At 68.6% G+C, this 26966-nt stretch carries 26 protein-coding genes; 10 read left to right on the top strand and 16 right to left on the bottom strand.

Annotated elements, in window-relative coordinates; translation table 11 throughout:
* The first annotated feature begins 87 nt into the window (after positions 1-87).
* Complete coding sequence (locus tag NVU01S_RS35330; protein ID WP_043665393.1) at positions 88-1512, top strand: MDR family MFS transporter; 1425 nt, start codon at positions 88-90, stop codon at positions 1510-1512.
* A gap of 27 nt (positions 1513-1539) precedes the next feature.
* On the opposite strand, the gene NVU01S_RS35325 is transcribed toward NVU01S_RS35330, so the two are convergent.
* A complete protein-coding gene (locus tag NVU01S_RS35325) occupies positions 1540-2280 on the bottom strand; it encodes an endonuclease/exonuclease/phosphatase family protein (RefSeq protein WP_342028780.1) in 741 nt (246 codons plus the stop codon).
* Positions 2281-2445: 165 nt separating this feature from the next.
* On the opposite strand from NVU01S_RS35325, the gene NVU01S_RS35320 reads away from it, so the two are divergent.
* Entirely contained in the window at positions 2446-4407 is a 1962-nt protein-coding gene (locus NVU01S_RS35320) for an ABC1 kinase family protein (RefSeq protein WP_043665668.1), read from the top strand.
* On the opposite strand, the gene NVU01S_RS35315 is transcribed toward NVU01S_RS35320, so the two are convergent.
* Positions 4385-5635, bottom strand: a complete 1251-nt coding sequence (locus tag NVU01S_RS35315; protein WP_043665395.1) for an FAD-dependent monooxygenase — start codon at positions 5633-5635, stop codon at positions 4385-4387. The genes NVU01S_RS35320 and NVU01S_RS35315 overlap by 23 nt on opposite strands.
* A 65-nt stretch (positions 5636-5700) precedes the next feature.
* On the opposite strand from NVU01S_RS35315, the gene NVU01S_RS35310 reads away from it, so the two are divergent.
* Complete coding sequence (locus NVU01S_RS35310; protein WP_043665398.1) at positions 5701-6297, top strand: TetR/AcrR family transcriptional regulator C-terminal domain-containing protein; 597 nt, start codon at positions 5701-5703, stop codon at positions 6295-6297.
* Here the strand turns inward: NVU01S_RS35310 and NVU01S_RS35305 are convergent.
* From NVU01S_RS35305 to NVU01S_RS35295, 3 genes are read right to left on the bottom strand one after another with little or no spacing between them, the layout of a single operon-like run.
* Positions 6280-6516, bottom strand: coding sequence for a 2Fe-2S iron-sulfur cluster-binding protein (locus tag NVU01S_RS35305; protein WP_043665401.1), 237 nt, complete (start codon positions 6514-6516; stop codon positions 6280-6282). The two genes, NVU01S_RS35310 and NVU01S_RS35305, sit on opposite strands and share 18 nt — an antisense overlap.
* On the bottom strand, positions 6513-7850 hold the full coding sequence (locus NVU01S_RS35300) for an oxygenase MpaB family protein (protein ID WP_043665403.1): 1338 nt from the start codon (positions 7848-7850) through the stop codon (positions 6513-6515). The genes NVU01S_RS35305 and NVU01S_RS35300 overlap by 4 nt, the downstream gene beginning before the upstream one ends.
* A 3-nt stretch (positions 7851-7853) precedes the next feature.
* The gene (locus NVU01S_RS35295) at positions 7854-8873 is read right to left on the bottom strand and encodes an oxygenase MpaB family protein (protein ID WP_052280250.1); all 1020 of its coding nucleotides are present in this window, start codon (positions 8871-8873) and stop codon (positions 7854-7856) included.
* A gap of 47 nt (positions 8874-8920) precedes the next feature.
* Between NVU01S_RS35295 and NVU01S_RS35290 the strand changes: the two genes are divergently transcribed.
* Positions 8921-9586, top strand: coding sequence for a TetR/AcrR family transcriptional regulator (locus NVU01S_RS35290; RefSeq protein WP_244467128.1), 666 nt, complete (start codon positions 8921-8923; stop codon positions 9584-9586).
* A gap of 56 nt (positions 9587-9642) precedes the next feature.
* On the opposite strand, the gene NVU01S_RS35285 is transcribed toward NVU01S_RS35290, so the two are convergent.
* Entirely contained in the window at positions 9643-11067 is a 1425-nt protein-coding gene (locus tag NVU01S_RS35285) for an amino acid permease (protein WP_043665409.1), read from the bottom strand.
* 345 nt (positions 11068-11412) lie between these two features.
* Here NVU01S_RS35285 and NVU01S_RS35280 point away from each other — a divergent pair, with 345 nt between their 5' ends.
* The gene (locus tag NVU01S_RS35280) at positions 11413-12183 is read left to right on the top strand and encodes a siderophore-interacting protein (RefSeq protein WP_043665412.1); all 771 of its coding nucleotides are present in this window, start codon (positions 11413-11415) and stop codon (positions 12181-12183) included.
* A 46-nt stretch (positions 12184-12229) separates the two neighbouring features.
* On the opposite strand, the gene NVU01S_RS35275 is transcribed toward NVU01S_RS35280, so the two are convergent.
* From NVU01S_RS35275 to NVU01S_RS35250, 6 genes are all read right to left on the bottom strand, one after another.
* The gene (locus tag NVU01S_RS35275) at positions 12230-13096 is read right to left on the bottom strand and encodes an alpha/beta fold hydrolase (RefSeq protein WP_043665414.1); all 867 of its coding nucleotides are present in this window, start codon (positions 13094-13096) and stop codon (positions 12230-12232) included.
* 72 nt (positions 13097-13168) lie between these two features.
* Positions 13169-13786, bottom strand: coding sequence for a TetR/AcrR family transcriptional regulator (locus NVU01S_RS35270; protein ID WP_043665416.1), 618 nt, complete (start codon positions 13784-13786; stop codon positions 13169-13171).
* A gap of 10 nt (positions 13787-13796) precedes the next feature.
* Positions 13797-14942 (bottom strand): aromatic ring-hydroxylating oxygenase subunit alpha, encoded by a 1146-nt coding sequence (locus NVU01S_RS35265; RefSeq protein ID WP_043665419.1) that lies wholly within the window; start codon positions 14940-14942, stop codon positions 13797-13799.
* Between the two features lie 144 nt (positions 14943-15086).
* Positions 15087-16139: an ABC transporter substrate-binding protein gene (locus NVU01S_RS35260; protein WP_042255570.1), complete on the bottom strand. Its 1053-nt coding sequence runs from the start codon at positions 16137-16139 to the stop codon at positions 15087-15089.
* A gap of 2 nt (positions 16140-16141) precedes the next feature.
* Complete coding sequence (locus tag NVU01S_RS35255; protein ID WP_082031872.1) at positions 16142-17029, bottom strand: ABC transporter permease; 888 nt, start codon at positions 17027-17029, stop codon at positions 16142-16144.
* A complete protein-coding gene (locus NVU01S_RS35250; protein WP_043665421.1) occupies positions 17019-17858 on the bottom strand; it encodes an ABC transporter ATP-binding protein in 840 nt (279 codons plus the stop codon). The genes NVU01S_RS35255 and NVU01S_RS35250 overlap by 11 nt, the downstream gene beginning before the upstream one ends.
* A gap of 146 nt (positions 17859-18004) precedes the next feature.
* On the opposite strand from NVU01S_RS35250, the gene NVU01S_RS35245 reads away from it, so the two are divergent.
* Together NVU01S_RS35245 and NVU01S_RS35240 are read left to right on the top strand one after the other, a co-directional pair.
* Positions 18005-19693, top strand: a complete 1689-nt coding sequence (locus NVU01S_RS35245; protein ID WP_175068937.1) for an ATP-binding protein — start codon at positions 18005-18007, stop codon at positions 19691-19693.
* Positions 19675-20346, top strand: a complete 672-nt coding sequence (locus tag NVU01S_RS35240) for a response regulator transcription factor (protein WP_043665425.1) — start codon at positions 19675-19677, stop codon at positions 20344-20346. The genes NVU01S_RS35245 and NVU01S_RS35240 overlap by 19 nt, the downstream gene beginning before the upstream one ends.
* A gap of 3 nt (positions 20347-20349) precedes the next feature.
* On the opposite strand, the gene NVU01S_RS35235 is transcribed toward NVU01S_RS35240, so the two are convergent.
* Positions 20350-20922: a carboxymuconolactone decarboxylase family protein gene (locus NVU01S_RS35235; protein WP_043665428.1), complete on the bottom strand. Its 573-nt coding sequence runs from the start codon at positions 20920-20922 to the stop codon at positions 20350-20352.
* 69 nt (positions 20923-20991) lie between these two features.
* Between NVU01S_RS35235 and NVU01S_RS35230 the strand changes: the two genes are divergently transcribed.
* Positions 20992-21336 carry a winged helix-turn-helix transcriptional regulator gene (locus NVU01S_RS35230; protein WP_043665674.1) on the top strand — a complete coding sequence of 115 codons (345 nt, stop codon included), beginning with the start codon at positions 20992-20994 and terminating at the stop codon, positions 21334-21336.
* Positions 21337-21342: 6 nt separating this feature from the next.
* Here the strand turns inward: NVU01S_RS35230 and NVU01S_RS43745 are convergent, their stop codons facing one another.
* The 3 genes from NVU01S_RS43745 to NVU01S_RS35215 form a co-directional block, all read right to left on the bottom strand.
* Entirely contained in the window at positions 21343-21882 is a 540-nt protein-coding gene (locus NVU01S_RS43745) for an LppP/LprE family lipoprotein (protein WP_167829348.1), read from the bottom strand.
* 134 nt (positions 21883-22016) lie between these two features.
* The gene (locus NVU01S_RS35220) at positions 22017-22709 is read right to left on the bottom strand and encodes an HAD family hydrolase (protein WP_082031873.1); all 693 of its coding nucleotides are present in this window, start codon (positions 22707-22709) and stop codon (positions 22017-22019) included.
* Positions 22706-24262: a mannitol dehydrogenase family protein gene (locus NVU01S_RS35215; protein ID WP_167829349.1), complete on the bottom strand. Its 1557-nt coding sequence runs from the start codon at positions 24260-24262 to the stop codon at positions 22706-22708. The genes NVU01S_RS35220 and NVU01S_RS35215 overlap by 4 nt, the downstream gene beginning before the upstream one ends.
* A gap of 642 nt (positions 24263-24904) precedes the next feature.
* Here NVU01S_RS35215 and NVU01S_RS35210 point away from each other — a divergent pair.
* Both NVU01S_RS35210 and NVU01S_RS35205 read left to right on the top strand, forming a co-directional pair.
* Positions 24905-25963 carry a Gfo/Idh/MocA family protein gene (locus tag NVU01S_RS35210; protein WP_043665437.1) on the top strand — a complete coding sequence of 353 codons (1059 nt, stop codon included), beginning with the start codon at positions 24905-24907 and terminating at the stop codon, positions 25961-25963.
* 92 nt (positions 25964-26055) lie between these two features.
* Positions 26056-26946, top strand: coding sequence for a bile acid:sodium symporter family protein (locus NVU01S_RS35205; protein WP_043665440.1), 891 nt, complete (start codon positions 26056-26058; stop codon positions 26944-26946).
* The last annotated feature ends 20 nt before the right edge of the window (positions 26947-26966 follow it).

The following is a 26966-nucleotide window of genomic DNA, read 5'->3' as shown; positions in this document are numbered from 1 at the left end:
GGACCGCGAAAATTCCCATGCGGGAATAGCTCGGCTGGAGATACGTTCGTTGTTGGTGGTTAGGTGAGCGAACGAGAGGGGCCGCGTGTGGCGACCGAGACCGTGCAGTCGTCCGTAGGTCTTCGTTCGGAGCGTGGCGCCATTCTCGGCTCGCTGATGCTCGCGACCGGACTGGTCGCCTTGGATTCGACCATCATCGCCACCGCGGTGCTCACGATCACCAGCAGCCTCGGCGGATTCGCCCAGTTCCCCTGGTTGTTCTCCATCTATCTGCTCGCGCAGGCGGTCACCGTCCCGATCTACGGCAAGATCGCCGACACGGTCGGCCGCAAGCCCGTCATTCTCTTCGGTGTCGCCGTGTTCGCACTCGGCTCGCTGCTGTGCGGCCTCGCGACCAGCATGCTGGGACTGATCATCTTCCGCGCCGTGCAGGGCATCGGCGCGGGCGCGATCCAGCCGATGACGATGACCATCGCGGGCGACCTCTACACCCTGACCGAGCGCGCCAAGGTGCAGGGCTACCTGGCCAGCATCTGGGCGTTGTCGTCGGTGGCGGGACCGCTGCTCGGCGGCATCTTCGCCGACTACGTCAGCTGGCGCTGGATCTTCCTGATCAACCTGCCGCTGTCCGCGGTGGCGGGTTGGATGCTGTTGCGCAGTTTCAAGGAGAGCGCGCCGCGGCGCAAGCAGCAGGTGGACTATCTCGGCGCCGCACTGCTGACCATCGGCGCGGGCGCACTGATTCTCGGCCTGCTCGAGGGCGGGCAGGCCTGGGCCTGGAGCTCGCCGACCAGCGTGGCCATCTTCGCCGGGGGCGCGCTGCTGCTCGTGCTGTTCGGTCTGGTGGAACGGCGCGCCGCGAATCCGGTGCTGCCGCTGTGGGTGTTCACCCGCCGGGTGCTCGTCGCGAGCAGCGTGGTGGGCGTGCTGGTCGGCGCCATCCTGCTCGGATTGACCTCCTACGTCCCGACTTTCACGCAGGGGGTGCTCGGCACCGGCGCGCTGGTCGCCGGGCTCACCGTCGGCGCGCTCACGCTCGGCTGGCCGATCGCCGCCGCACTCGCCGGAAAGGTGTACCTGCGCCTCGGATTTCGAGCCACCGCGCTGATCGGCAGCGGATTGGCCACGGTGGGCGCCGCGACAACCCTGCTGATCACCGAGAATTCGACGCTGTGGCAGGTCGCCGCCTCGTGTTTCCTGATCGGCGCGGGCATGGGCTTGGTCGCCGCGCCCACGCTCATCGCCGCGCAGGCGAGCGCGGAATGGTCCGAACGCGGCGTCGTCACCTCGGCCAACATGTTCGCTCGCTCGATCGGCAGCGCGGTCGGCGTCGCGGTGTTCGGCGCGATCGTGAACGCGCGGATCGGCGACACCGACCATCCGGCGCCGGCCACGCTGTCCTCGGCGGTGCATCTGGTGTTCGTCACGGTGACGGTGATGGCGGTGGTCATGCTGCTCGCCTCGGCCTGTATGCCCGCGCGCAAATCCGTCGGCAGCGCACCCGCCGAATGATCGCTACTGCTTGGAACTCGCTGCTGCTCAGGTGAATTCGAACGTCGCGACCACCGGCGCGTGATCGGACTCCGGGTACTTCTTGTCCGTCGCGAAGTCGGCCGACTCGTCGTGCAGCACCTCGTTGTGGATCTCGGTGCCGCGGTAATCGGCGAGCAGGTTGCGGGTGACGAGCAGGTGGTCCAGCATCGCGCCGCGACCATGGTGGAACAGCGTGTAGCGCGCGGGTTCGGGCACCGTGTGCTCGAGCGGCACCAGGACCCGTCCGGCGAGCGCGCCGTTCCCGGTGTCCTCCACGTCGCCGCGGATCGCGACCAGCGGCACCTCGTCGACGGTCGCGTTGAAGTCGCCCGCGACCACGATGCGGGCCGCCGCGTCCCGGTCCAGGATCTGGTCGATGAGCCTGCGCACCTCGACGGCCTGGCTCATCCGCTTCATGCCGGACAGGAACGAGCCCTCGGCCATCGCCCCGGCGTCGCGCCAGGTGAAGCGGTCGGCTTTCTGGCCGGGGATATCGGTCGGCAGTTTCGACTTCAGGTGCACGACGATCACGTGCAGCGGGGCGCCGAGCAGATCCAGTTCGACGTGCAGTACCGGGCGCTCGATATTGATCGGGCGCGGTTGCGCCGCAGGCGGATTCGCGGTCAGGATCTGATACATCGGCGCCGCGACCAGGTCGTTGAGCAGCTGTGTGCGCGCGGTGACGGGCAGCGAGGGGTGACCATGTCCCACATCCTCATCAGGCCCCGACGATTCGAACGTTTCCATTGTCACGCGGCACACCGCCGCGCATACAGGTACTCGACTACCCGAATTCGCACCGGGGGCTGCGCGGAATCCCCCGCTCCACCCTGCGGCATCAGGGTGATCCCCGATGGTCAGCGGGCAGGGGCTCCGGCATGCTCGGCGCATGGCGAATCGCGGGTGGTCGTGATGACGGTGGTATCAGCGGTTTTCGTGCTCGTCGGGTGGGCACTGCTGGTCTGGCTGGTCGCGACCGTCGCCCGGCGGGTGATCGGGACGCCGGTGGGCTGGCCGCGGACCGTGCTGCTGTCCGCGGTGTTCCCGGTGGCGGGGTCGACGGCGGCCACCGCGTTGGCGCACCGGCTCGGACTGGTCGACGACGGTGGTGCGATCGCCGCGCCGTGGGGCGCGCTCACTGTGGTGGTGCTGCTGTGGGCGTGGATCTTCGTGCTGCTGCTCGCGGTGCTGTACGTCGCGGAGATCATCGTGCCCAGCGGCTCGGTGCCGGGCCCGATCGCGCTGGTGCGGCGCTGGCGGCGGTCGCGGCAGGAGGCGATCCGGTACTGGCAGTTGCTCGGTGTGCTGCTGCGGCACGGGCTGGGCGGGTTCCTGCTGCGCGGCTCGCGGGCCCACCCGGACCGGACCAGCGCGGCGGCGGCCAACCTGCGTGACGCGCTGAACGATGCCGGTGTCACTTTCGTCAAACTCGGCCAAATGCTTTCCACCCGAAGGGATGTCGTCCCTGCCACGATCGCCGACCAACTGGCGACGCTGCAAACCGACGCGACGCCGCTGCCGTGGGATCAGGTGGAGCTGATCATCGCGGCGCAGCTCGGGCGTCCGGCCACCGAGGTCTTCGCCTCGATCGACCGGGAACCGCTGGCCGCCGCGTCGGTCGGGCAGGCGCACGCCGCGGTACTCACCGACGGCAGCCGCGTGGTCGTCAAGGTGCAGCGTCCGGGGGCCCGCACCCAGGTCGCGCGCGACTTGCAGATCATGCGACGGTTCGCGCGCAAGCTGGAGCGCGACGCGTCCTGGGCTCGCGAGATGGGTGTCACCGATCTCGTCGCGGGCTTCGCCGCCTCGCTCACCGAAGAACTGGACTACACCGTCGAGCTCGACAACATGCGCAATCTCGCTGGGGCGGCGCAGGATTCGGCGATCACGATCCCCGTGGCGTATCCCGAGTTCTCCTCGTCGAGCCTGCTCGTGATGCAGCGGCTCGACGGCGCGCCGGTCGGCTCGGCTCGCACGGTGCTCGACCACTTGGACTCTCCCACCCGAGCGAGCGCCGCCGCCACGCTGCTGTCGGAAACGCTGCGGCAGATCTTGGTCACCGGGGTGTTCCATGCCGATCTGCACCCGGGCAATGTGCTCATCGATGACCAAGGACGGCTCGGCCTGCTCGATTTCGGCGCGGTCGGCCGGCTCGACGAAACCGAGCGGCTGGCCATCGCCGCGTTCCTGATCGCCCTCGACGGGGACGATTCGGTCGGCGCGACCGACGCCATGCTGCGGCTGCTCGGCGAGCCCGCCGACTTCGACCGGCGCACCTTCGAACGACGGATGGGGCAGGTCATCGTCCGGTTCCGGGGCGGGTTCGGCGCCGGCGGCAGCAAAGCGCTGTTCACCGAGATGATCGGATTGATCGCCGCGGCCGGGTTCGCCATCCCCGGCCAGGTGGCCGGGGTCTTCCGCACCCTCGCGTCGGTGGAAGGCACGCTGCTGCTGCTCGATCCCGGCTTCGATCTGCTGGTGTCGGCGCGGCGCGCGGGCGACGACATCCTCACGCCCCTGCTCTCCCCCGACCGCCTCGCCGTTCGCGCCAAAGGTCAGGCCCTGGCGGTTCTCCCAGTGCTGCAACGGCTTCCGGGGCGGATCGACAAGATCAGCGCAGACCTGGCGGCAGGGCGATGTACTGTCGGCGTGCGCGTCTTCGAGCATCCGGCCGATCGCGCGTTCCTCTCCGAACTCGCCCAGCGGCTGATCACCGCGCTGTTCGCCGCGGCGTGTGTGATCGCCGCGGCCGTGCTCCTGGTCGCCGGGAGCGACGCCGAATTGATCGGCGGCGTAGCGGTTTCCGCGGTGCTCGCCGCGGCGCTGGGCTTGATCGGCGCGGTGCTGGGGATCAGGACGCTGCTGCGGAACTGAGTTCCGGATACGCCGGAAGCGACCAGTCGCCGCCCCGGTCGGTTTTCGCGCGCCGGGCGACGAGTTCGGGAATGCGCAGAGCGCAGGCGGCTGCGGTCAAGGCATGAAACGCGTCGATGCCGAGCTGCGTCGACGGCATACCCAACCGGAGCAACCGCGGTTTCACGGCGGCTTGGATCTCGTCCACGAACGGCCGCAATGTGGTGTCGTAGTGCGCCAATGCCGTGGGCAGGTCTGCGGCATGCCGGTTGATCTCGCCCGCCAGCACGTACGCGCCGACCAGGGCACCCGAAACACCCATGCCGCTGTACGGCGAGGCACAGTGTGCGGCATCGCCGACCAGCACGACGCGCCCCTCGGACCAGGTGTCCGTGCGCACCTGCAGCGCCTCTTGGGAATAGAAGCTTTCGGTGGTGCGCATGCCCGCGAGGAACCGCTCGGTCTGCCAGCCCGCGTCGAGGAATCGTTCGGTCCAGAACTGCTTTTGGCGCTCCACCGGTTCGCGATGCACCGCCGACGCTTCACCGGAGGTCTCGCGCAGCATGAAGTAGACCTGCGTCTCGGCCGGATTATGGCTGCGGCGCATGATCATTCGGCCGTGCGGCGCGTGATGGGTGTCGCGGATATCGCTGTCCGCGGCGATGCGCGGAATGAACCAGTAGGCCATGTGGATGCCCACCGGCCGGTACGGGTCGGGCGCGGCGGCGGGCTGGATCGCGCGGCGGATCCGCGAGCCCTGGCCGTCCGCGCCGACCAGTAGGTCGAATTCGCCGGAGCTGCCGTCGGAAAAGTGGGCGAGCACCCGCTCGTCGTCCTGTTCGAACCGTTCGACCGTGCGGCCGAACAGGTATCGCACGTCGTCCGCGGTCGCCTCGTGCAGGATGCGCACCAGGTCACCGCGCATGATCTCGTACTCGGAAGTCAGGGTCTGCCTGCCCTGGCCGGAGGTGTTCGCCATGATCGTCCCGCGCGCTCGGCCCCGCGCGTCCACGAAGGAGACGCCGGCTTCGTGCACGAGCTTGCTCCGGACCGCGTCGAGCAGGCCCATCCGCTCGACCGCATCGATGCCCTGACCGCGCAGGTCGACCTGTGCGCCGGTGGCGCGCAGCGCCGGGAAGCGTTCCGCGACGACCACCTGGTGACCGCCGCGGGCGAGCCAGTAGGCCAGGGCCTGCCCCGCGATGCCGCCACCGCAGACGAGGACTTTCAAGGAACGAACGACCGTCATGACCACTCCAATCTATCAGTGATAGGTTCTGCTTCGAGGCTACCTATCGCTGATAGATTGTCAATATGGCAAAGCTGAACCGGGAAACCGTGATCGCCGAGGCGCTCGCATTACTGGACGAGGTGGGACTGGACACGGTCAGCACGCGGCAACTCGCCAAGCGACTCGGCGTCGAGCAGCCCTCGCTCTACTGGCACTTCCGCAAGAAAGAAGACTTGCTCGCCGCCATGGCCGAGGCCGCGATGGCGCCGCACGCGACGGCCCCGCTGCCGACGGCCGCCGACGACTGGCAGGACTGGTTCCGCGAGAACACCCGCAGCTTCCGGCGCACCCTGCTGCTGCGCCGCGACGGCGCGCGACTGCACGCCGGCACCCACCCGGGCGCGGGCGACCTCGGCCGGCTCGAGCACAAGATGGCGTTCCTCATCGCGGCCGGGGTGCCCGAGCGGGACGCGCAGATGGCGATGTTGACCGCGAGCCGGTTCACGGTAGGCGCGGTGCTCGAAGAACAGGCGGACGACGGCTCCGCGGCACAGATACCGGATATCCCGCGCATCGATCACGAATCGGCGTTCGAGGCGGGGCTGACCCTGATCGTCGACGGGTTGGCGCAACGCGTCGAACCGGCTGGGGCACAGACGAACTCAGAGATCCAACGTTAGCAGGCCGTCCTGTCCCGCCGTGGTGACACAGGGCCGGATGACGCGCGGCGGTGCGGCGAGAGCCACGGTCTCGCAGGTGCCGCAGATGCCCGCCCGGCACAGCGACGGGATCTCGATGCCCGCGCGCTCGAGCGCCTCCAGCACGGTGAGTTCGGCGGGGACGGTGAGGGTCCGGCCGGAGCGTCGCAGCCGCACCACCAGCGCCGGCGGCCGAATCATCGGACGGGACAGCGGTTGAGGTTCGCGGCGGAATCGTCGTGCTGGTCGTAGGGCGTGCCGTAGATGCCGACCCGAGCCGCGAGCAGCGCGGCCACCTTGGTGTTGCGCCGCCAGACCGGGTCGTCGGCGGCGGCGCGGCGGGTCCGGCGCTGCCGGGCGCCCGGCAGCTTGTCGTCGAGTGCGCGCAGCCGGACGTCCAGCCCGGCCGCGAGGCCGGTCAGCGCCGCCCACGGCTGGCTCGGCACGCTGTGTAATGGTGTGTCGCGCAGCAGTTCTCGCACCAATCCCGGGCTGCTGAAGTAGGCCAGCAGGCCGACGAGCGGCGCCGTCGCCTGTACCTTCAGCCGATCGGCCAGGCTGGTGCCCGCGAGCCGGTGCGTCGCCGCGCCCGCCATATTCGCGGTCCACTCCGGCGCCGTGCCCGCCGTCGCGACCATGTAGTCCGACATCTCCATGCCTTCGACGGCCGAGCGCGGGATCAGTTCATCGGCCACACCGAAGACGTAGGCGATGTAGGCCCAGTAGTGCATCACCGCGTTCAGTTGCCGCTCGGTGCAAGGCCGTCCGTGCGCATGGTCGAAACACATCGGGGACAGCCCGAACGTCACGGCGGCGCCCATCATGGTGCTGTTCGAGATGGGATTGCCGTGCGCGGCGAAATGGTCCGCGCCCCAGGCCCGGCGCAACCCCGCGCGCACCTGGGCGTGCATCAGCCGCACCCGCACGGTGTCCTTGAACACCGGCGACCAGCGTTGCATGCCGCCGCGCACGGTGACGTTGCGAAACCAGGTGGCGGTCTCCAGGTTTCGCCGGTACGGGTCGTTGACGAACCGCCCGGTGGCACCGGTCGCCGAGGCCACCTCGGCGCCGACGAACGTGCCCATGAAGTCCTGCACGCCCATCGCGAGTTTGCCGGAGGTCGAGACGTTGATCCACAAGCGGCGGCCGTACTCCCACAGCTGCGGGTCGTACCAGTCCGGCGGGGTGTCCAGGCCGGCGAACAGCGAAACCAGTTCCGGCGGTGGGTCGTCCACCGTCTCGATGCCGTGGTCGAGCGCCTGGTCGAGCTGGCGCCGGCCCGCGGCCGTGCCGATCCGGGTGAAGGCGGCGACCAGCCGGTCCATCGGCTCGTCGCCCTGCCACAGATGGTCCGCCATCAGACGGGTGCGCGGCGTCTCGACCGGGATCGGCCGCACTTCCAGCCACGGCGACAGGATCGATTTCCTTGGCTCATACCATAATTCGGTGGCCACGGCGCGCGGCGGAGCGGGTCGCAACGGCATCCCCGGACGGTAGTAGTAGTCGTAGGGATGGTCGGCATGCACGTCGGGCATCGGTCAAAATCCTGTCAGTTGGCGGAATCTCGTGACCGGCGTGCTGCCGTGATCCGCGTGCACGGGGCAGTAATGTTTGGGATCGGCGCGATGTTCCGGTGCGGGCCACAGCAATTCGGGGGCTTCCGGTGGTGCCAGCGTGGCCGGGCGCAGGCCACGGGCCCGACGTCGCCCGGCTCGGATCCGCGGGAAGAAATAGCGGATCTCGTCCGGCGTCACCCGGTTCAGTGCGGTGAACAAGGCGCACCACCGGTCGAACCAGAACTGATCCCGCGCGGTCCAGTCGAAGCCCATCGTGCGCCGGATCGCCGGATCGCACAGGCCGATCGTGACGAACTGGTAGAACCTGGCACCCGCCGGGCGAAACAGCCGGTTCCACAAGGGTTGCGGTAGCAGCTCCAGGATCGGGAACGGCGGCACCGGGGCCTGCTCGGCCAGGCGGTACACCTCCCATGCGGCCTTTGTCGGCTCCAAGACGTGCGCGCACATGTGATTCCAGTACTCCTGGAACTCCGGCCAGCTCTTCGGCACGACCCGCATGCTCATCCCGTACATCTCGTACCACTGGTATTGCTCGCGCCAGAGCTGCTCGCGCTGTCGCGGCGTCAGCCCGCCCATGAACAGCTCACCGGCCCGCAGGGTCTGCACGAAGAACACCGCGTGCGCCCAGTAGAACGTGCCCGGGTCGAGGGCGTGATAACGCCGCCCCCGTTCGTCGCGGCCTTTGATCGTGCGGTGATAGTCGACGATCTCACGCGCGGTCTGCTCGGCACGCGGGCCGTCGAAGACCACGCCGACGATCGGGTACGCCGACCGCAGCACGCGCTGATAGAACTCGTCCTGGATCTGCGAGTGATACTCGACTCCCGCACCGAGACCTGGATGCATGTTCTGCACCATGCCGAGGAACAACCCGCTCGGCGCGAAGTACAGCGAGCCGAAGATCTTCCAGGTCAACGAATCCGGGCCGAGCGGAACAGGTACACGGCGACCCTCGTGCACCACGTCATTGTGTGCCACCATGAATCGATGCTGACACGAATAAATACTCGCGTTCAATTCGTCTTCTGATGCCACCGAAGACCCGGAAAACACCGCAGCAGCAGCGGTCTCGTGCCATGGTCGCCCGCCTCGTCGACGCGGGCCAGGACGTGCTGATCCGGCACGGCTACGACGGCGCGTCCACCAACCGGATCGCCGACGCGGCCGGGGTCAGCCCCGGCTCGCTCTACCAGTACTTCCCGGACAAGGACGCGATCGTCACCGCCGTGATCGACCGCTTCAACACCGAGGTCGCGGCCGTGGTGCACGACAGCGTGCTGGCGAACCTCGCCGAGCCGCCCGAAATCGCTGTTCCCGCAGCCATTTCCGTGCTGCTCGAGGCGCTGGGCAAGCATCCCGCGCTGCTGCGCGCGGTGATCGAGCAGACCCCGCGACTCAGCGGCGCGAACACGGTGTTCGCCTTCGAACAGCAGATCGGCGGTATCGCCAGGGCTGCGCTCGCCATGCACAGTGCGGCGCTGCCCGACGACGTCGATTTCGACGCCGCCTCGTGGCTGCTCGTGCGCACCGTCGAACATCTGACGATCCGCTACGTGCTGGACCAGCCGCCCATCTCCCGCGAGCGGTTCCTGGCCGACATCACCAGGTTGATCCTGAACTTCTTCTATCCCGCGCCGAGCGGCCTACCTGCGAAGAGACCGACGCCGCGCCGGTCACGAGCAGAACGCGAGTAGCCGATACGACAACGGGCACGCGCCGCCCCCGGCGGTCGCGTGCCCGTTTCGACGCTCTAGTGCTCGGCGGCCTTCGCGCGCGCACCGAACCGCGTCAGGCCCACATAACCGGCCGAGACCAGCACGGCCCACACCAGGCCGACCACGAGCGCGGTGCGCCCGCTCTCGGTCCAGAACAGCAGCACGACCACCAGGGCCAGGAAGGCCAGCGCCGCGACGGTGGTGTACGGGGCGGCGGGCAGGCGATAGTCGCTGGCGGGCAGTTCGCCGCGCGCGACCTTGGCGCGGTAGATCAGGTGGCAGACCAGGATGATGCCCCACACGAAGATGATGCCGATGGTGCTCACCGAGGTGATGTAGGCGAACGCCTTGTCCGGCGAGATGACATTGACGATCACGCCGATCACCATCGCGGCCGCCGACACGCTGATGCCGACGTAGGGCACCTGCCGCGAACTCAGCTGCGCCAACGCCGACGGGGCTTCGCCGTGCATCGACAGCGTGCGCAACATGCGGCCGGTCGAGTAGATACCCGAGTTGCACGACGACAGCGCCGCGGTCAGCAGCACGAAGTTGATGATGCCCGCCGCACCCGGAATGCCGATCTGCTGGAAGACCTCGACGAACGGGCTCTTGCCCTCGTGGAAGGTGCGCCAGCTCGCCACCGACATGATCACCAGCAGCGCGCCGACGTAGAACAGGCCGATGCGGAACGGCAGCGTGTTGATCGCCTTGCGCAGCGTCTTGCGCGGGTCGCGGGCCTCGCCGGCCGTCACGCCGACCAATTCGACACCGACGTAGGCGAACAGCACGATCTGCAGCACCAGCAGCGACTGCCCGAAACCGTTCGGGAACACGCCGCCGTCGGCCCAGAGGTTGGTCACGGTCGGGTTCGCGGCGTGGCCGAAGCCGATGGTCAGCACGCCGAGGCCGAGCAGGATCATGCCGATGATCGCGGTGACCTTGATGGCGGAGAACCAGAATTCGCCCTCACCGAACAGCCGCACGGAGATCAGGTTCGCCGCGAACATCACGGCGAGCACCACCAGCGCGGTGATCCACGGCTCGATATCGAACCAGTACTGCACGTACTTGCCCGCGACCGTGATCTCGGCCATGCAGGTGGCCACCCACACCGCCCAGTAGGACCAGCCGGTCACGAAACCCGCGAAGCGGCCGAGGAATTCGTGCGCGTACTCGGCGAAGCTGCCCGACACCGGCCGATAGGTGAGCAACTCCCCCAGCGCGCGCATGATGACGAAGATCGCCACGCCCGCCGCCAGGTAGGCCAGGATCAGCGCGGGGCCCGCCTGCTCGATCGCGCCGCCGGCGCCGTAGAACAGGCCGGTGCCGATCGCGCCGCCGATGGCGATCATCTGAATGGTGCGCGGGCTCAGGCCGCGCGCGTAGCCCTCCGATTCGCCGGCGCCGGTCTGGTCGAGGGGTCCGGCGTCCGATACTTCACGGTCGGCGGCTGTCATAGTGCGGTCCTTCTCTCTTGCGGCAACGACGCGACGGCCGGGGTCGTCGGTCGGTGACCCCGGACACATGACATGGGATCATCGCATGTTCTCGCATTGATCGGCACGTCGCGCTACCGGTAGCGCCCGCCCGCCGGGCACCGCCGCGCCGACGGCAAACCCGACTTCGCAGGTAAGCGCCTCGGACGGGTGCAATCGGACCGGTCCGCTGAGCGAACTACGCCGAAACGGTGCCGAACGATCCCGCGGCGACGCCCGCAACCGAACGCCGCGCCGCCTCGTTCACGATCAACGGGGAGTAGTGTCAGTAAGGTAACCCTAATTCTAATCGTGGGAGGATTACCTATGGCTCGACCTCGCACCACCCTCACCGTGCAGCGCACCGAGTGGCTCAGCCCGCATCTGATCCGGGTCCACCTCGGCGGACCCGGTTTCGCCGCGTTCAAGGACAACGAATTCACCGATTCCTACGTCAAGTTCATCTTCGAACGCGACGGTATCGAGGTGCTGCGCACCTACACGGTTCGCTCGGTCGATCAGGAAGCCGGCGAACTCGCCGCGGATTTCGTGTATCACGGCGCCGAGGGCATCGCGGGACCGTGGGCGGCCGAGACCAAGCCCGGCGACACCATCGACCTGTACGGTCCCGGCGGCGCCTACGCACCCCGGTCCGACGCGGACTGGCATCTGCTGGCCGGCGACGAGGCGGCGCTGCCCGCCATCGCCGCGGCACTGGAGGCGATGGACGCGGACGCGGTCGGCTACGCGTTCGTCGAGGTGGCCGGACCGGACGACGAACTGCCGCTGCGCAAGCCCGACGGCATCGAGTTCACCTGGTTGCACCGCGGCAGCCGCGGCCCCGGCGAGGTGCTCGCCGAGAGCGTGCGCAGCGCGCCGTGGAAAGACGGCCAGGTGCAGGTCTTCATCCACGGCGAAGCCCAGACGGTGATGCACGACCTGCGGCGCTACGTGCGCCGCGAGCACAATGTGCCCGCCGAATGGGCGGCGTCGATCTCGGGCTACTGGCGGCGCGGTCGCACCGAAGAGGGCTTCCGGGAATGGAAGGCCGAACTGAAGGCGAACGACGCGGCCGAGCCCGCTGCTTCACCGAGCTGAGCAGGGTTCGACCCGAGCCGACGGCCCGAGGCCGCGTGACGATGGGTCACGGCGGCGTCGAATTTCCGGAGTCCTTCAGCACCTGCTCGATCGCCGTACGCGTCGCCGCCACATACTTTTCCGGCTCGGCCAGGAAAACGTCATGGGCGGCGTCCAGCTCGATCACCTCGGCGCCGAGCAGTGCGGCCAGTTCTCGTTGGTCGGTAGGTGGCACCGCCCCGTCGCGGGCGGTGACCACCACCGTCGTGGGCAGCCCCGCGAGTTCGGCCGCGTGCGGCCGGAAATCGAAGGCGTACTCGGCCAGGATCACGTCGACGATCACGCGCGGATGGCACTGTCCCAGTTCGGCACTCAGCCACGGCCATAGTCGCGCCACCTCCGGCACGCGTGCCCGCGCGCGGCGAAAGTAGGCCAGCGGCAGGGTGCGGCCGATGCCCGCGCTGACATGCGCGAGCGGGCGCAGCCCGCGGAAGAACACCCGGCCGATCTGGTCGGTGCGGCTGTCGAAGGCCATCGCGGTCGCCTCGAACACCAGCCCGCGCACCCGATCCCGGTGGCGCCGAGCGAATTCCAGGCCGACCGGCCCGCCCAGCGAATACCCGCACACCACCACCTGATCGATGCCCAGCGCGTCCAGCACCGAGGCGGCGTCGTCGGCGCACTGAGCGATATCGAATCGTTGGTCGGCGGCCAGTGGCAGGCCGCGGCCGTGCCCGCGCAGGTCCAGTGCGACGAGGCCGTGCTCCGCCGCGACCGACGGCATCAGGTGACAGAAATTGACGTCCGCCGTCAGCGCCCAACCATGCAGCAGCAGAACCGGATCGGGGCCGGGCACGAATCGGACCGCGATCGTCGCCCCGTCGGGTAGCACGATCGTCCGGCGTGGCGGCAGCCCGGCCGGACCCTCGACCACGTCCCCACCACCGTGTTCAGCACCCCCCGACAGGCTCGCCATCACCCGAACGACGGTAGCCGATGATCGCGATCAGGAAAGGGGTAACGCCTGCGCCGCCCGCCGGATCTCGGGCAGCCGCGCGGGGTCGGCGAGCAGTCCGGTCAAGGCGAATTCGACGATCTCCGCCGGGCGCACCGCGATCTCCGGCAGTGCGAGAGCATCGAAGAGGGCCTGGACGAGGCGCGCCCCGGACACCGGATTCATCGCGCGCACGTCACCTTCCCGCTGTCCCGCCGTCACCAGCTCGATGACGATGCGATCCAACCGGGTGACCAGCCCCAGCTCGGCGGTGAAGCGTTCCCGGGTCAGCTCCTGGGTGGTGAGGATGGACGCGAGTACATACGGCGACGCTTGCAGATGGTCCAGCGCCTCGCCCAGCCACCGGTGCAGTTTCACCACCGCGGGCGCGTCGAGCGCCCCCAGTTCGTCTGCCAGTGCCAGCGGCCGTTCCAGGCCGAGGCGGACCAGTGCGGCGAGGATGTCGTCTTTCGCGGCGAAGTGCTTGTAGATGGCGGGTTGGCGCACCCCGACGGCGGCGGCGATATCGCGCGTCGAGGTGGCCGCGAATCCGCGCACGGCGATGAGCTCGGCGGCGGTACGCAGGATGCGTTCGGCCGCCGGGCTCGATCGGGTCGTTTCCGCCGTCATGCGTTCCAGGCTAACGGCCGTACGGTTCGTCCCCGAGCAAGGCGGTGGCCAGATTCCGGTAGAAGGCCAGGATGCCGGGCCGCTCCTTGGGGCTGAGGTGACCGCGCGCGGTGAACTGCGCGGCGACGCCGCGCTGCACGGCTTCCAGGCCGTCGCGGTCCTCGTCGTTGATCATCATGGTGACCGCCTGCTGGGTGCGGCGCAGCGCTTCGGAATCGGTGGCCAGTTCCGGCAGGGTGAGCACGCCACCGATCACCTGGACCCGGTCGATCGCCGTCGGCGTGAAGCTGAACCACACCACCTGGTCGCCGATCGCGATGAACGCGCTCACCGGGAAACCCAGCAGCAGCATGCCGTTGTTGCGCTGGATCTCGTTCAGCCGCACCGCTTCCGGTTCCACCGGCAGGGCGAGCGGGATCCTGGCGTGCAGCACCCACGGCGAGTAGTGCTCGACGTGGATATCGCTGCCGCCCGGCATGAACGGTTCGAGCGTCTCCCGGTGCAGGCCGATGACGTGATAGTTCTCGTGCCCGTTCTCCATCACCAGTTTCCAGTTCACCCGCCATTCCAGCGACCACGAGTCCACCTGCACCATCTCGCCGAGGCGGTACCCGTCGAACTGGGCCGCGGCCCGATCGAGATGGTCACCGATCGGTGCGGCGTCCGCGTCGAGGTTGATCCAGACCAGGCCGTTCCACTCCGCCAACGCGAATTGCGGCAGCCGGCACAGCTTGGGCGCGAAGTCCTGGTTGCCACCCATGTACGGCGCCCCGCGCAGCCTGCCGTCGAGGCCGTACTTCCACAGGTGATAGCGGCAGGTGAACGAATCCGTATGGCCCGCACCGGGTTCGACGAGCGGCATCAGCCGGTGCCGGCAGATCGAGGACATCGCGCGCAGTTCGCCGTCCTGGGCCCGGGTGAGCACCACCGGCTCTCCCGCGATCGACAGCGCCACATAGTCACCGGGACGCGCGAGCTGATCGACGTGCGCGGCCAGGATCCAGCCGCGCCGGAAGATCAACTCGCGCTCCAGCTCCCACAGCTCGGGCGAGGAGTAGGCGCTGGGCGGCAGGGTGAGCGCCGGAGGTTCCGGCTCGAGGTAGCGGTGCAGTTCCGCGAGGATCTCGCGGATGCCCGAGGTGGTGATCGCGGTCATGGGGCCTCCCGAACGTGAGGTTATCGTTCGATAACTCTCTTCAGGTTATCAAGTGATAACCACTCGTCAAGGCATTAATTCTGGTGCCGACACGACAGCGGGCCACCCCGGAAGCCCGGGATGGCCCGCCGCACCTCGAGCGCGCTACTGCTTCGGCGCGCGCAGCGCCTCCTCGACGAACCGGGTGGTGTAGGTCTTCGACAGATCGATGCGGTCCCGGACCGGGCGCACGTTCTTCGAGTACTGGCCGAGGATGTTCAGAACATTCTGGGCGCCTTCGGGTTTCATCACGCCGTCACCGTTGAACATGCCGATCGAATCACGGATGGACTGGACGTAGAGGTCCTTGCCCGCACTCGCGTACTGCGAGGGCATCTGCGCGGCGATCTCCTCCGGAGTGTGCGCCTTGATCCACTGCAGGGTCTGCACGAACGCCGCCGCGAGCTTGCGCACGATCTCCGGATGCGCGTCGATGGTCGCGCAGCTCATGTACAGCGAGGTGGCCGGATACAAACCACCCAGGGCGGCCCGGGTGCCCGCCTCGGTGCGCATGTCGACCAGGATCCGCGCCTCCCCGGAATTGACCATCTGCGCGACCGTCGGGTCGGTGGTCATGCCCGCGTCGATGCCGTTGTGGTTCATCCCGGCGATGAACGTCTGTCCCGCACCGACTTTCACCCTGGTGTAGTCCGCGGTGGACATCCCCTGCTGACCGGTGAGCGCCTGGGTGAGGAAATCGGTCGACGAGCCGAGCGAGGTGACGCCCAAATTCTTGCCGCGCAGATCGGCCGTCGACTTGATCTCGTCCGCGTCCGCCGTGGACACCAGCTCCACCTCGCCGGGCACGTCGGAGAACTGCACCACCGAACTGATGCACTGATCCTTGGCCTGCAGGTCGATGGTGTGGTCGTAGAAACCGACCACCGCCTGCACATCGCCGGTGAGCAACGCGGTCTCGGCGTTCGCGCCGGACTGTTCGCCGAGCAGCTTCACATCGATGTCGTTGCTCTCGAAGTACCCGAGTTGCTTGGTGAGCATCGCGGGCAGATAGATCACCTTCTCCAGCCCGCCGACCATGATGGTGATCTCCGGTCGCCCGTTCACCATCGGAATATGGCGCGAATCCCGGCATCCGGTGGCCAGCAGCAGCGCCGCCACGGCCAGCACGACGACCGTCACATGCTTGCGATATCTCATGCTCAGATCCCGTGGCTCTGGTTCGCCTGCGAGGGACGCCATTTCAGCAGGCGGCTCTCCGCGTAGCCGATCGCCCACTCGGCGAGCAGCGCGATGACGGTGATGATGATCATGCCCGCGTAGATGCCCGCCGAATCGAAGGTGCCCTGCGCGTTGCTGATCAGCAGACCCAAACCCTTACTTGCCCCGGCATATTCACCGACCACCGCGCCGATCAGCGCGAAGCCGAAGGCGGTGTGCAGACTGGACAGGATCCAGGTGGTCGCGCTGGGCAGCACGATCGCGGTGAGCACCTGCCGCTTGCCCGCGCCGAGGATGCGCGCGTTGTTGATGACGTTGCCGTCCACCTCCCGGGCGCCGGTGAACGCGTTGAAGAACACCGCGAAGAACACCAGCACGACCACCGTCGCGACCTTCGAGCTCAAGCCGAGACCGAACCAGATGATGAACAGCGAGGCGAGCACGATTCGCGGAACGGCGTTGAGCCCCTTGATGAACGGCGCGAGCACATCGGCCCAGTAGCGGCTGCGCCCGAGCAGCACGCCGAGCACGACACCGGCCACGGTGCCGATCACGAAACCGAGCACCGCCTCCTGCACGGTGGTGTAGATCTGCAACCAGATCGAGCCGAATTGGGTTCCGTCGGTGAACCATTCGACCAGCCGGCCCCAGATCAGCGACGGCTTCGAGTAGAAGAACGGGTCGATCCAGAGCGAGGCGGTCAGCTCCCAGGACCCCAGCCACAGGGCCACCAGCGCCGCGCGCAGTCCCCAGGTGCGGATGCCCGCGCGCCGGGCGTTGGTGCGCACCCGTGCGAGGATCTGCTCCTCGGACTCGTTCTCCGGGACCGGCGCTGCGGCGGAACTCTTTTCGAGAATGTCATGCGACACGGGTCGCCCCTTCCTTGACCGCTCCGCGGGCCGCGGTCCCCCCGGCGCCCCGCGCCGCCTCGACCTGATCGCGCAGCGTTTCCCAGATCTCTTTGTAGATATCGCGGAACTCCGTGGTGAGCCGCACCTCTTCGACATTGCGCGGGCGCTCCAGCGCGACGGTGAAATTGCCGCACACCGTCGCCGGGCTCGCCGTCATCACGATCACCCGGTCGGCGAGCACGATGGCCTCTTCCAGGTCGTGCGTGACGAAGATGACGGCGGCGCCGGTGCCCGCCCACACGCGCAGCAGTTCGTCCTGCATGAGCTGGCGGGTCTGCACGTCGAGCGCGCTGAACGGCTCGTCCATCAACAGGATTTCCGGATCGTTGACCAGCGTCTGCGCCAGCGCGACCCGCTTGCGCATACCGCCCGAGAGCTGATGCGGATAGTAGGTTTCGAACCCGGCCAGACCCACCTTGCCTACCCAGCCCGAAGCCTGCTCCCGCGCTTCGGCTTTCGACTTGCCACGCAGCCGCGGGCCCAGGGCGACGTTGTCCAGCACGCTCTTCCACGGCAGCACCGCGTCCTGCTGGAACATGTAGCCGATGCCGTCGGGAATGCCCCGGACGTCCTTGCCGCGCACCAGGGTCCGGCCCGCCGAGGCCGGTTCCAGCCCCGATACCAGGGACAGGGTGGTGGACTTGCCGCAACCGGTCGGGCCGACCACGGCGACGAATTCGCCGGGCCCGACCTCGAGGTCGAGGTCCTTGACGGCGGTGTGGATGCCGCCACCGGTGCCGGGGAAACGCTTGGTCGCGCTCCGCAGCTCGATGAGTGGGTTGGTCATGATTGCTAGCTCCTGCGAGTCGAGATAGAGCGAACGTACGTGGCCCCGGTCACAGGCCGGAGCTTGTGCGCACAAGCCGTGCAAAGTGCCGATTCGGAGGTTCTGCGCATTCTGCTCACGCCGGGCGGGTGGTCTATGCTGCGGCAATGGCCACTGAGGGCGCGCCGGCCGTGCGATTGAGGACGCAAGTTCTGCTGCTGCAGATCGTGGTGGTCACCCTTACCCTCGGCGTCGCCTTCGCGGTTTTCGGCTATCTCAGCGATCAGCGGCTGCGCGACGGCTACGGCCAGCGCGCCCTCGCGATCGCGCGCACGGTCGCCGCCGATCCGGTGGTACGCCGCGAGGTGGCCCGGTACGCACCGGGCGCTATCGACACCGATCCGGCGCTGCGCCGCGAACTCGCCGACGGGCCGCTGGAGCGCATCGCGGTCGACACCACCGTGCGCACCGGCGCGCTGTTCGTGGTGATCACCGACGACGCCGGCATCCGGCTCGCGCACCCCGACGCCACCCGGCTCACCGAACACGTCAGCACTGATCCGTCCGGCGCGCTGGCCGGGCGCGAGGTGATCGCCGAGGAACGCGGCACGCTCGGCGACTCGGTACGCGCGAAAGTCCCCGTGCTCGAACCGGATTCGGAGCAGATCGTGGGTGCGGTGAGCGTCGGGATCGCCACCGACGCGGTGCGCGATCAACTGCTCGACGACCTGCGCACCGCGGGACTGCTCGTCGGCGCCGCACTGCTGGTGGGGATCGCCGGATCCATGGTGCTCGCCCGGCGCTGGCGCGGGTTGACGCTCGGGCTCGAACCCGCCGAACTCGCCGAACTCGTGCGCGGGCAGGCCGCGGTGCTGCACGGCATCGGCCGCGGCGTGCTCGCCGTCGACGCGCGGTGGCGGACCACGTTCGTCAACGACGAGGCGCGCCGGCTGCTCGGCATCGGCGCGGAGACCGGACGCCCGGTGGAGGAGATCGGGTTGACGCCACGGGTGCTCGAGGTGTTCCGCGGGCTCGACGAACAACCCGCGTCGGCCACGGTCGGCTCGCACATCGTGGTGGTCGCGGCCCGGCCCGTGCAGCGCGACGGACGCGACCTGGGCGCGGTGCTCACCGTGCGGGATCGCACCGACGTCGAAGCGCTGACCCGCCAGCTCGACGCCGTCCAATCGATGAGCACCGTGCTGCGCGCCCAACGCCACGAGTTCTCCAACAAGATGCACCTGATCAGCGGGTTACTGCACAGCGGGCACACCGAGGAGGCGTCGCGCTCGCTGGACGAGATGATCGGAGCCGGGCCGCTCGGCGCCGCCGCGCCCGGTATCGACGCCATCCACGACGCCTACCTGCAGGCCTTCCTCGCCGCGAAGGCCGCGCATGCCCGCGAAGGCGGCGTCGAGCTCGTGCTCGGCCCCAACACCTGGGTGGACGGCACCCTCGCCGACCCGGTCGACGTCACCACCGTGCTCGGCAACCTGCTCGACAACGCGATCGAGGCCGTGCACGCCTCGGGCAACACCGTGCGGCAGGTGGAAGTAGAACTGGTTCAGCAGGATTCGACGTTGCACATCGTCGTGGCGGACAGCGGTGACGGTGTCGCACCGGAGCTGATCGACGTGCTGTTCACCGAGGGTGCCTCGACCCGCGACGGCCGCGACGTCCCCGGCGGACGCGGGGTCGGGCTCGCGCTGATCCGCCAGATCGCCCGCACCCACGGCGGCGACGTGCGCCTGGCCAGTCCGCGCGGCGGTGCGCCACCGCTGACCGGCGCCGAATTCATCGCTCGCATTCCCGGCGTGCTCGTAGACAGCAAGGTGTCATGGCCCCAACAGATTTGACCGTTCTCGTCGTCGACGACGACTTCCGCGTCGCCAACCTGCATGCCGCGATCGTGGACTCCATCGCCGGATTCGCCGTCGCGGGCACCGCGAACACCCTGGCCGCGGCCCGGGTGATCCTGGACGCGGGACAGGTCGATCTCGCACTCGTCGACGTGTACCTCCCCGACGGCTCCGGCGTCGACTTCGTCCGCGAATTACGGTGTGACGCCATGGTTCTGACCGCGTCCACGGACAGCGACACGGTCCGCGCGGCGCTGTCCGCGGGCGCGCTCGCCTACCTCGTCAAGCCGTTCCAGCACACCGAGCTCGCGGCCCGGTTGGCCGCGTACGCGCGCTACCGGCGCATCCTCTCGGCGCCCCAGGTGGACAACGCCCGGGTCGACGCGGCCCTGCAGGCCTTGCGCCCGGCCGCCCCGGCCACCGCCGCGACCACCGTCGCCTCCCCCACCAAAGACCTTGTCCTTCAGTCGATCCTGGCCGCGGGCACGCCGCTCTCCGCGGGCGAGGTGGCCACCGCGATCGGCATCTCCCGCGCCACCGCGCAGCGCTACCTGGCCACCCTCGTCGGCACCGGCACCCTGCGCATGAGCCTGCGCTACGGCAGCACCGGCCGCCCCGAACAGGAATACTCCGCGACGAGCCGGAGCTGAGGTTCAGTTCGGGAAGCGGCGTGCCCAGGATTCGTGCGGGACCTGCGCAGCGTTGATCACCGCGCTCAACAGCCGATACCAGCCGGCGATGGTGACGAGTTCGAGCACCTGATCGTCTCGGTAGCGCGCGTGCAGTTCGGTCCACAAGTCATCGGAAAGGCTTGCGGTCTCGTACATTTCGTCGGCCAGGCGCACCAGTGCACGGTCGTCGCCGGGCCACGCCGGATCGGTAGGCGCGCCCACCGCCGTCGCGTCGATCTGCGCCGGGGTGAGGCCGACCTCCGGAGCCTGGAGCACTGCGTGCACGCCCCATTCATACTCTGCGCCTGCCCGTGCGCAGGTCCGCAGGATGACGATCTCGCGGGCACGCGGCGGCACGCGGCCATGGCCGAGGATGCCCGCGCCGAGCGGGCGCATACGGCTGAAGAGTTCGTCGTGCACCGCGAGCGTACGGAACAGTGCGAGCGGCTCGATCGCCGCCCCCGGCGGCATCCACTTGGTGAGTTGCGCTTCGATATCAGGAGCATAGGGCGGTTGCAGCGGCGCGATGCGCGGCCGGGATTCGATGGTACTCATGGCGGATCCTCACGAATGCCAGACGGACGGAGTACCCTTGCTTCGAAAAACAGAGCAAGGATGGTGCAGATGGTAGCTTCGGATTCCGAAGCGAACAAGGGTCCGGCGGTCGGACACCCGGTACGCGGTTCGCAGTCCGGGCGCCCGATCATGGTGCTGCTGGATCTGCTCGGCCGACGCTGGGCGCTGCGGGTGCTGTGGGAACTACGCGACGGCCGAGCTGTGACGTTTCGCGAATTGCAGGCCCGCTGCGGCGGCATCTCCGCCAGCGTGCTCAACGATCGGTTGCGGGAATTACGCGAGGCCCGGGTCGTCGCCGCCGAGCCGGACGGCTATCAGCTGAGTCCCGACGGGACCGACCTGCTGGCCGCCCTCGCGCCGCTGCAGGTGTGGGTGCAGCGCTGGGCGGACTAGGGACAGCTACTTCGGCGGCGCGCCGATCATCGCGACTTTGCTACCGTCCCAGCGGAATTGGACGTGGGTGACGGTGCCGTCGTCGCACGCGTTGCAGCTGCCCGGCGTGCGATAGAGCAGGCCGACCGTGTCGTCGGTGGTCCGGTCGACATCGAGTGCGGTGAAACCGTACGCCCGCGGCGTCGCGGTGCCGAGGTAGGCCCCCTTGTGGAACAGCAACGCGTGATTCGGCGAACTGCCGGTGGCGCCTTCGACCGTGACGATGACCGTCGACAGGGTGGCGCACGGATCGAAGTTCCCTTGGAAACCGCGCGCGTCGGCGGACCACGGCGCCTGCGTGGCCGGCTCGACCGGCAGCGTGGCGAGCGCGGACTGGATCACCTGCGCCGACAGGTCGATACCGCAGCGGACCGGCGTGGTCGAGGTGGTGGGTACGGCCGAATGTTCGTGCGGCCCGGCCGCCTCCGGCTGCCGATCCCCCGCACACCCGGCGCACCCGAGCAGGAGCACAGCACAGGCGACGAGCACAGGTCGAGCAATCCGCACCACGGAAATCCTTCTCGGGTCCACCGACAGGTTCGAGCGAGCAGTGCACAGTCTCGCCCATCCGGCCGGCGATGTCGATCACCGCGGGCGGGCCGCCCCCGACGGCCGGCCCGTTACCGTGGCGCGCACCCGCGCTAGGCGGTCTTGGCGGTGGTTGCGGCGTTCACCGCCGCGACGTACTCGATGACCCGGTTCAGGTCCGGGTAGAGCCGGTGCGCGATGCGCCGCGACTCCTCCGTCGGCTGCACCAGGTCCGGGACCAGGATGCAGCGCAGCCCGGCCGCGACGGCCGCTCGGATACCGTTGGTCGAATCTTCCAGCGCCAGTGTGGTTTCCACGTCACCGTCGAGTGCGGCCATGGCCTTCAGGTAGGGCTCGGGATCAGGCTTGCCCTTGGTCACGTCCTGCCGGGTCACCACCGCGTCGAAGCGGTCGGCGATGCCCGCGAGTTGCAGGTGATGGTCGGCCCGGTCCCGGGACGAGGAGGTGGCGATCGCCTTCGGAATACCCTGCGCCTCCAGCGCGTCGAGCAGCGCGAGGGCGCCGGGCTTGGTGGCCAGCCGGCCGCTGTCGACCAGCTGACGCAGGTGCACTTCGTGCAGATCGAAGTACTCCGCCAGCGGAAAGCCCCGTCCGTAGGCGGCCGCGGCGAGGGTGCGGCAGCGATCGGCGGGCACGCCGATCATGCTGCGGCAGAACTCGATCGGCATGTCGTAGCCGAGTTCCGCGCCCGCGCTCACCAGCGACTCCATCGCCAGGCTCTCCGAATCGATCAGCAGACCGTCCATATCGAAGACGACTGCGCGCACCGGATTTTCGGCGTTCACCTGTTGCTCCCTTCCCATTCCGGCGCGAGCCTGCGCCGTACCGCTGCGTCCACACCGTCGCGCGTCAGGTCCGCCAGGGCGTCGCCGACCTGACGCTGCACCCGCTGCGCTTCCGGCAGCGTGCCGAAAATATCGGTGCGCTGCAAGAACGCCTGCGCACAGCGATGCGGATCGGCGTCGACCAGCTCGGTGAGCGAGTCCGCCCGGGGATCGATCAGCTCCATCACGGCGTCCGGGTGGTGGCTCGCGGTGAACCACCGGATCCAGGCGGCGATCAGCAGGTTCGCGCCCGGAGTGGGCCGGCCCGCGGCGATGTTGTCCCGCAGGGCGTCGACGACCCGCGGGATCATCTTGTCCGAGCCGTTGCGGCCAATCCGGGTCATGTCCTGGACGATGGCCGGATTGCGGAAGCGGCGCATCAGGTCGTCCACGGTCCGGTGCAGCTCGGGGCCGGGCAGGGCCAGCGTCGGCCCCTGCTCGTCCAGCATGAACTGCCTGGCCAGCGCGGCGAGCGCCGGATCGGCCGTCGCCTCGGCGATGGTGCGGTGGCCCGCGACGCCGCCCAGGTAGGCGAGCAGCATATGCGTGCCGTTGAGCAGGCGCAGCTTGGCCAGCTCGTAATCCTTGACGTTGGCGACGAATTGGGCGCCGCCGAGCTCCCACTGCGGGCGTTCGCCCTCAAAATCCTCGATCGTCCAGGTCATGAACGGCTCGGCGGACACGGGAGCGTGATCATCGATGCCGCCGAGCCAGTTGCGCGCGATCGCGGCGTCGGTGGGCGCAGTCGGTTGCACGATGCGATCCACCACGCTGTTCGGGAACTGGACGTGCCGGGCGATCCACTCGGCGAGGTGATCGTCGCGCAGCAGTGCGAAGTCGATCACGGCACGGCGCAGCGTGCTGCCGTTCGCGCACAGGTTGTCGCAGCTGATCACCACCGGCGGCGTGCTGCCGCGACGACGCACCAGTTCCAGGCCCTGGGTGAGCATGCCGATCGGGGTGATCGGCCGGGTCGGGTGCCGCACGTCGTGGCGCACACCCGGACAGTCGGCCTCCAACCGCCCGGTGACCGGCGATACGCAGTAACCGCTGGCGGTGACGGTCAGGGTGACGATCTTGACCCGGGGATCGGCGATCCGGTTCGGCACGCCGATCGAATCGGAGGGGGCGTGCACGGTCTCGGTGAGCGCGCCCACCACCTCCACCCTGGCCTGCCCGTCCTCGTGCAGCAGGGTCGTGTACAGGTTGTCCTGGGCGCGCAGGGCGTCGACGATCGTCGGCCGGTTGATCGCGACGGCGGCGATGCCCCAGCGCGCGTCGCCGGTCTGGTTCATCGCGTGCTGGGTTGCCAGCGCCTGGTGTGCCCGATGGAACGAGCCGCAGCCCAGATGCAGGATGCCGGTGGTCAGGCTGCGCGGCGCGAAGCCGGGGCGAGCCACCGTCTCGGGCAACCGATGGAGCAGGTCCGCGGACAGTCGCGGGACCACATGACCGGGTACCCGGGTGTTCATTTCGGTTCGGGTTTTCTTCGCCGTAATCAGCGGCACACGCATGTGCGGCCTCCGTTGGGTTATACGAGGGGCAAGCGGCATAACGCCTAATCACCATTGACTCAGCGATATTTCAAACGCTAGATCAGGGTTGCCAGTATTTCGACAGCTAATCCGTGATCCAGCTAACTGAAGGCATGGCGCAGCAGGTCACCTGCGGTATTGCAAAAATTCCGTAAAGTGCCACTTCAGCGCGGGCGAATCCGCACGCGAATTCGGACATACGCGATTTGCCGACCGGCGTGAGTGAAATACGTCACCGACGGGCAATGGCGATTCGCCCGATACGGCGGCCTTTAAGTATGTTCTCAGATTTGCCAAATAATTGCCGATTTTTTGTCGGAGAATACAACGCCACGGTCGAATGCCCATCGCGCCACGCCTCGAAAAAGCGATCTGACAGTGTTAGTTCCAGATGGAAGCGACTACGCGGCGCGGCCGCACCCGAGAGACCGGTCACAGCGTCGTCGGGCGCCGAACCCGCGTTTGCTTCGACGTTGCCGCCACACCGTAGCTCGAAGCTGGTCAGCCGAGCGAGGATCGGTCCGCACGGCGTCTGCCGTGCCGCGCAGCAGCCACCGCAGTCCCCTGCGCGCCGCCGGGCATGCCCCGAGATCCGCGGCCGACCGACTAGCGTTCAGGACTATGAGCGAAAGCATCCTGCGGGTCGCCGTGATCGGTTACGGATTGGCCGGATCGGTCTTCCACGCACCGTTGATCGCCGCCGAACCACGGATGCGCGTCGCCACGGTGGTCACCTCGTCCGCAGAGCGCGTCGCGCAGGCCGAGCGGGAACACCCGGGCGTCCGGGTGCTCGCCACCGCCGACGAACTGTTCACCGACCCGGGCGAACTCGATCTGGTGGTCGTCGCCACGCCCAACCGGACGCACGCGCCCCTGGCCACCCGGGCCGTCGACGCGGGACTGCCGGTGGTGGTCGACAAACCCTTCGCGGTATCGGCCGCCGAAGCCGAGGCACTGGTGGAGCACGCGGCGCGGGCGCGGGTGCCGCTCACGGTGTTCCAGAACCGGCGCTGGGACGGGGATTTCCTGACGGTGCGCGCGCTCGTCGAGGCCGGCACGCTCGGCGCGGTGCGGCGGTTCGAGTCGCGGTTCGAGCGCTGGCGGCCGACACCGAAGGGCGGCTGGCGGGAGCTGGGCGGCCCGGCCGACGGCGCGGGACTGCTCTTCGACCTCGGCAGCCATCTCGTCGATCAAGCGCTCACCTTGTTCGGGCCCGCGGAATCGGTGTACTGCGAACTGGATCGGCGCCGCGCGGGCATCCAGACCGACGACGACGCCTTCCTCGCGCTGACCCATGCCGGCGGCGTCCGCTCGCACCTGTGGATGAGTGCCGTTGCGCCGCAACCGGGTCCGCGATTCCGGGTGCTCGGCGCGCGCGGCGGGTACGTCACCTACGGGCTCGATCCGCAAGAGGCCGCGCTCCGCGACGGACGCCGCCCGGGTGACGGCACCCCGTGGGGCACAGTCGAACCCGATCAGTGGGGCCTGCTCGGCGCCGCGCCCGATACCGCGCCCACACCTACCCACGCGGGCGACTATCCCGCCTTCTACACCGCGCTCGCCGACGCACTGCTCGACGGCGGCGAGCTACCCGTCGACCCGCGCGACGCGGTCGCCGTGTTGCGCGTGCTGGAACAAGCCCGCCGCTCGGCCGACGCGGGCGAGGCCGTCGCGGGCTGAGAATCCGGTTGGCCGGACGCCGCATCGATCGTTAACGTCGACACCCGTGCCGGTCGCGTTCGGACCGGTCGTTCGGTGGAGAGGAGATCCGGATGGGGTCGACGATTTTCGCGGTGTTCCTGCCGCTCGCCCTGGCCCTGGTGATGTTCGGGCTCGGATTGACCTTGACCGTGGACGATTTCGCCAGGGTGCTGCGCTATCCGAAGGCGGCGGTGATCGCGCTGGTCTGCCAGATGGTGCTGCTGCCCGCGGTGTGTTTCGGGCTGATCTATCTGTTCCGGCTCGAAGGCGCGCTCGCGGTCGGCATGCTGCTGCTCGCGGCCTCGCCCGGCGGGCCGTCGGCCAATCTGTTCAGCCACATCGCCGGCGGCAACGTGGCGTTGAACATCACGCTCACCGCGATCAATTCGGTGCTGGCGGTGTTCACCATGCCGCTGCTCGTCGCGCTGGCGTTCCATCAGTTCATGGACGGTGACGGGTCGTTCGGGCTGCGGCCGGACAAGTTCGCGCAGGTGTTCGCGATCGTGCTGATCCCCGTCGCGATCGGCATGCTGGTGCATCATCGGTTCACCGCGTGGTCGCAGCGGATGCGCGGCAACGTCAAGGTCCTCTCGATCGTGGTGCTCGCGCTGGTGGTGCTCGCCGCGGTGGCGAAGAACTTCGAGACGCTCACCGAGCACATCGGCAAGCTCGCCTCGCTGAGCCTGCTGTTCGCGGTGCTCAGCCTCGCCGTCGGCTATTTCGTGCCACGACTGTTCCAGGTGGACGCGGATCAGGCGATCGCCTCCGCGATGGAGATCGGCATCCACAACGGGGCGATCGCCATCGCCGTGGCGGGCTCGGTGCTGCACAACGACGCGATGGCCGTCCCCGGCGCGGTGTACGGCGTGCTGATGAACATCCCCGCCGCGATCGCCGCGTACCTGCTCGCCAAATACGTGCGCAAGGCCGAACCGGCCCCGGTGCCGAGCACCACTGGATAACGAAACCGCGCAACTGACCC

The sequence above is a fragment of the Nocardia vulneris genome (assembly GCF_001613425.1).
Taxonomy (GTDB): Bacteria; Actinomycetota; Actinomycetes; order Mycobacteriales; family Mycobacteriaceae; genus Nocardia; species Nocardia vulneris.
The sequence above is the reverse complement of the archived record's forward strand: the minus strand, read 5'-3'. Positions and strand labels throughout refer to the sequence as shown.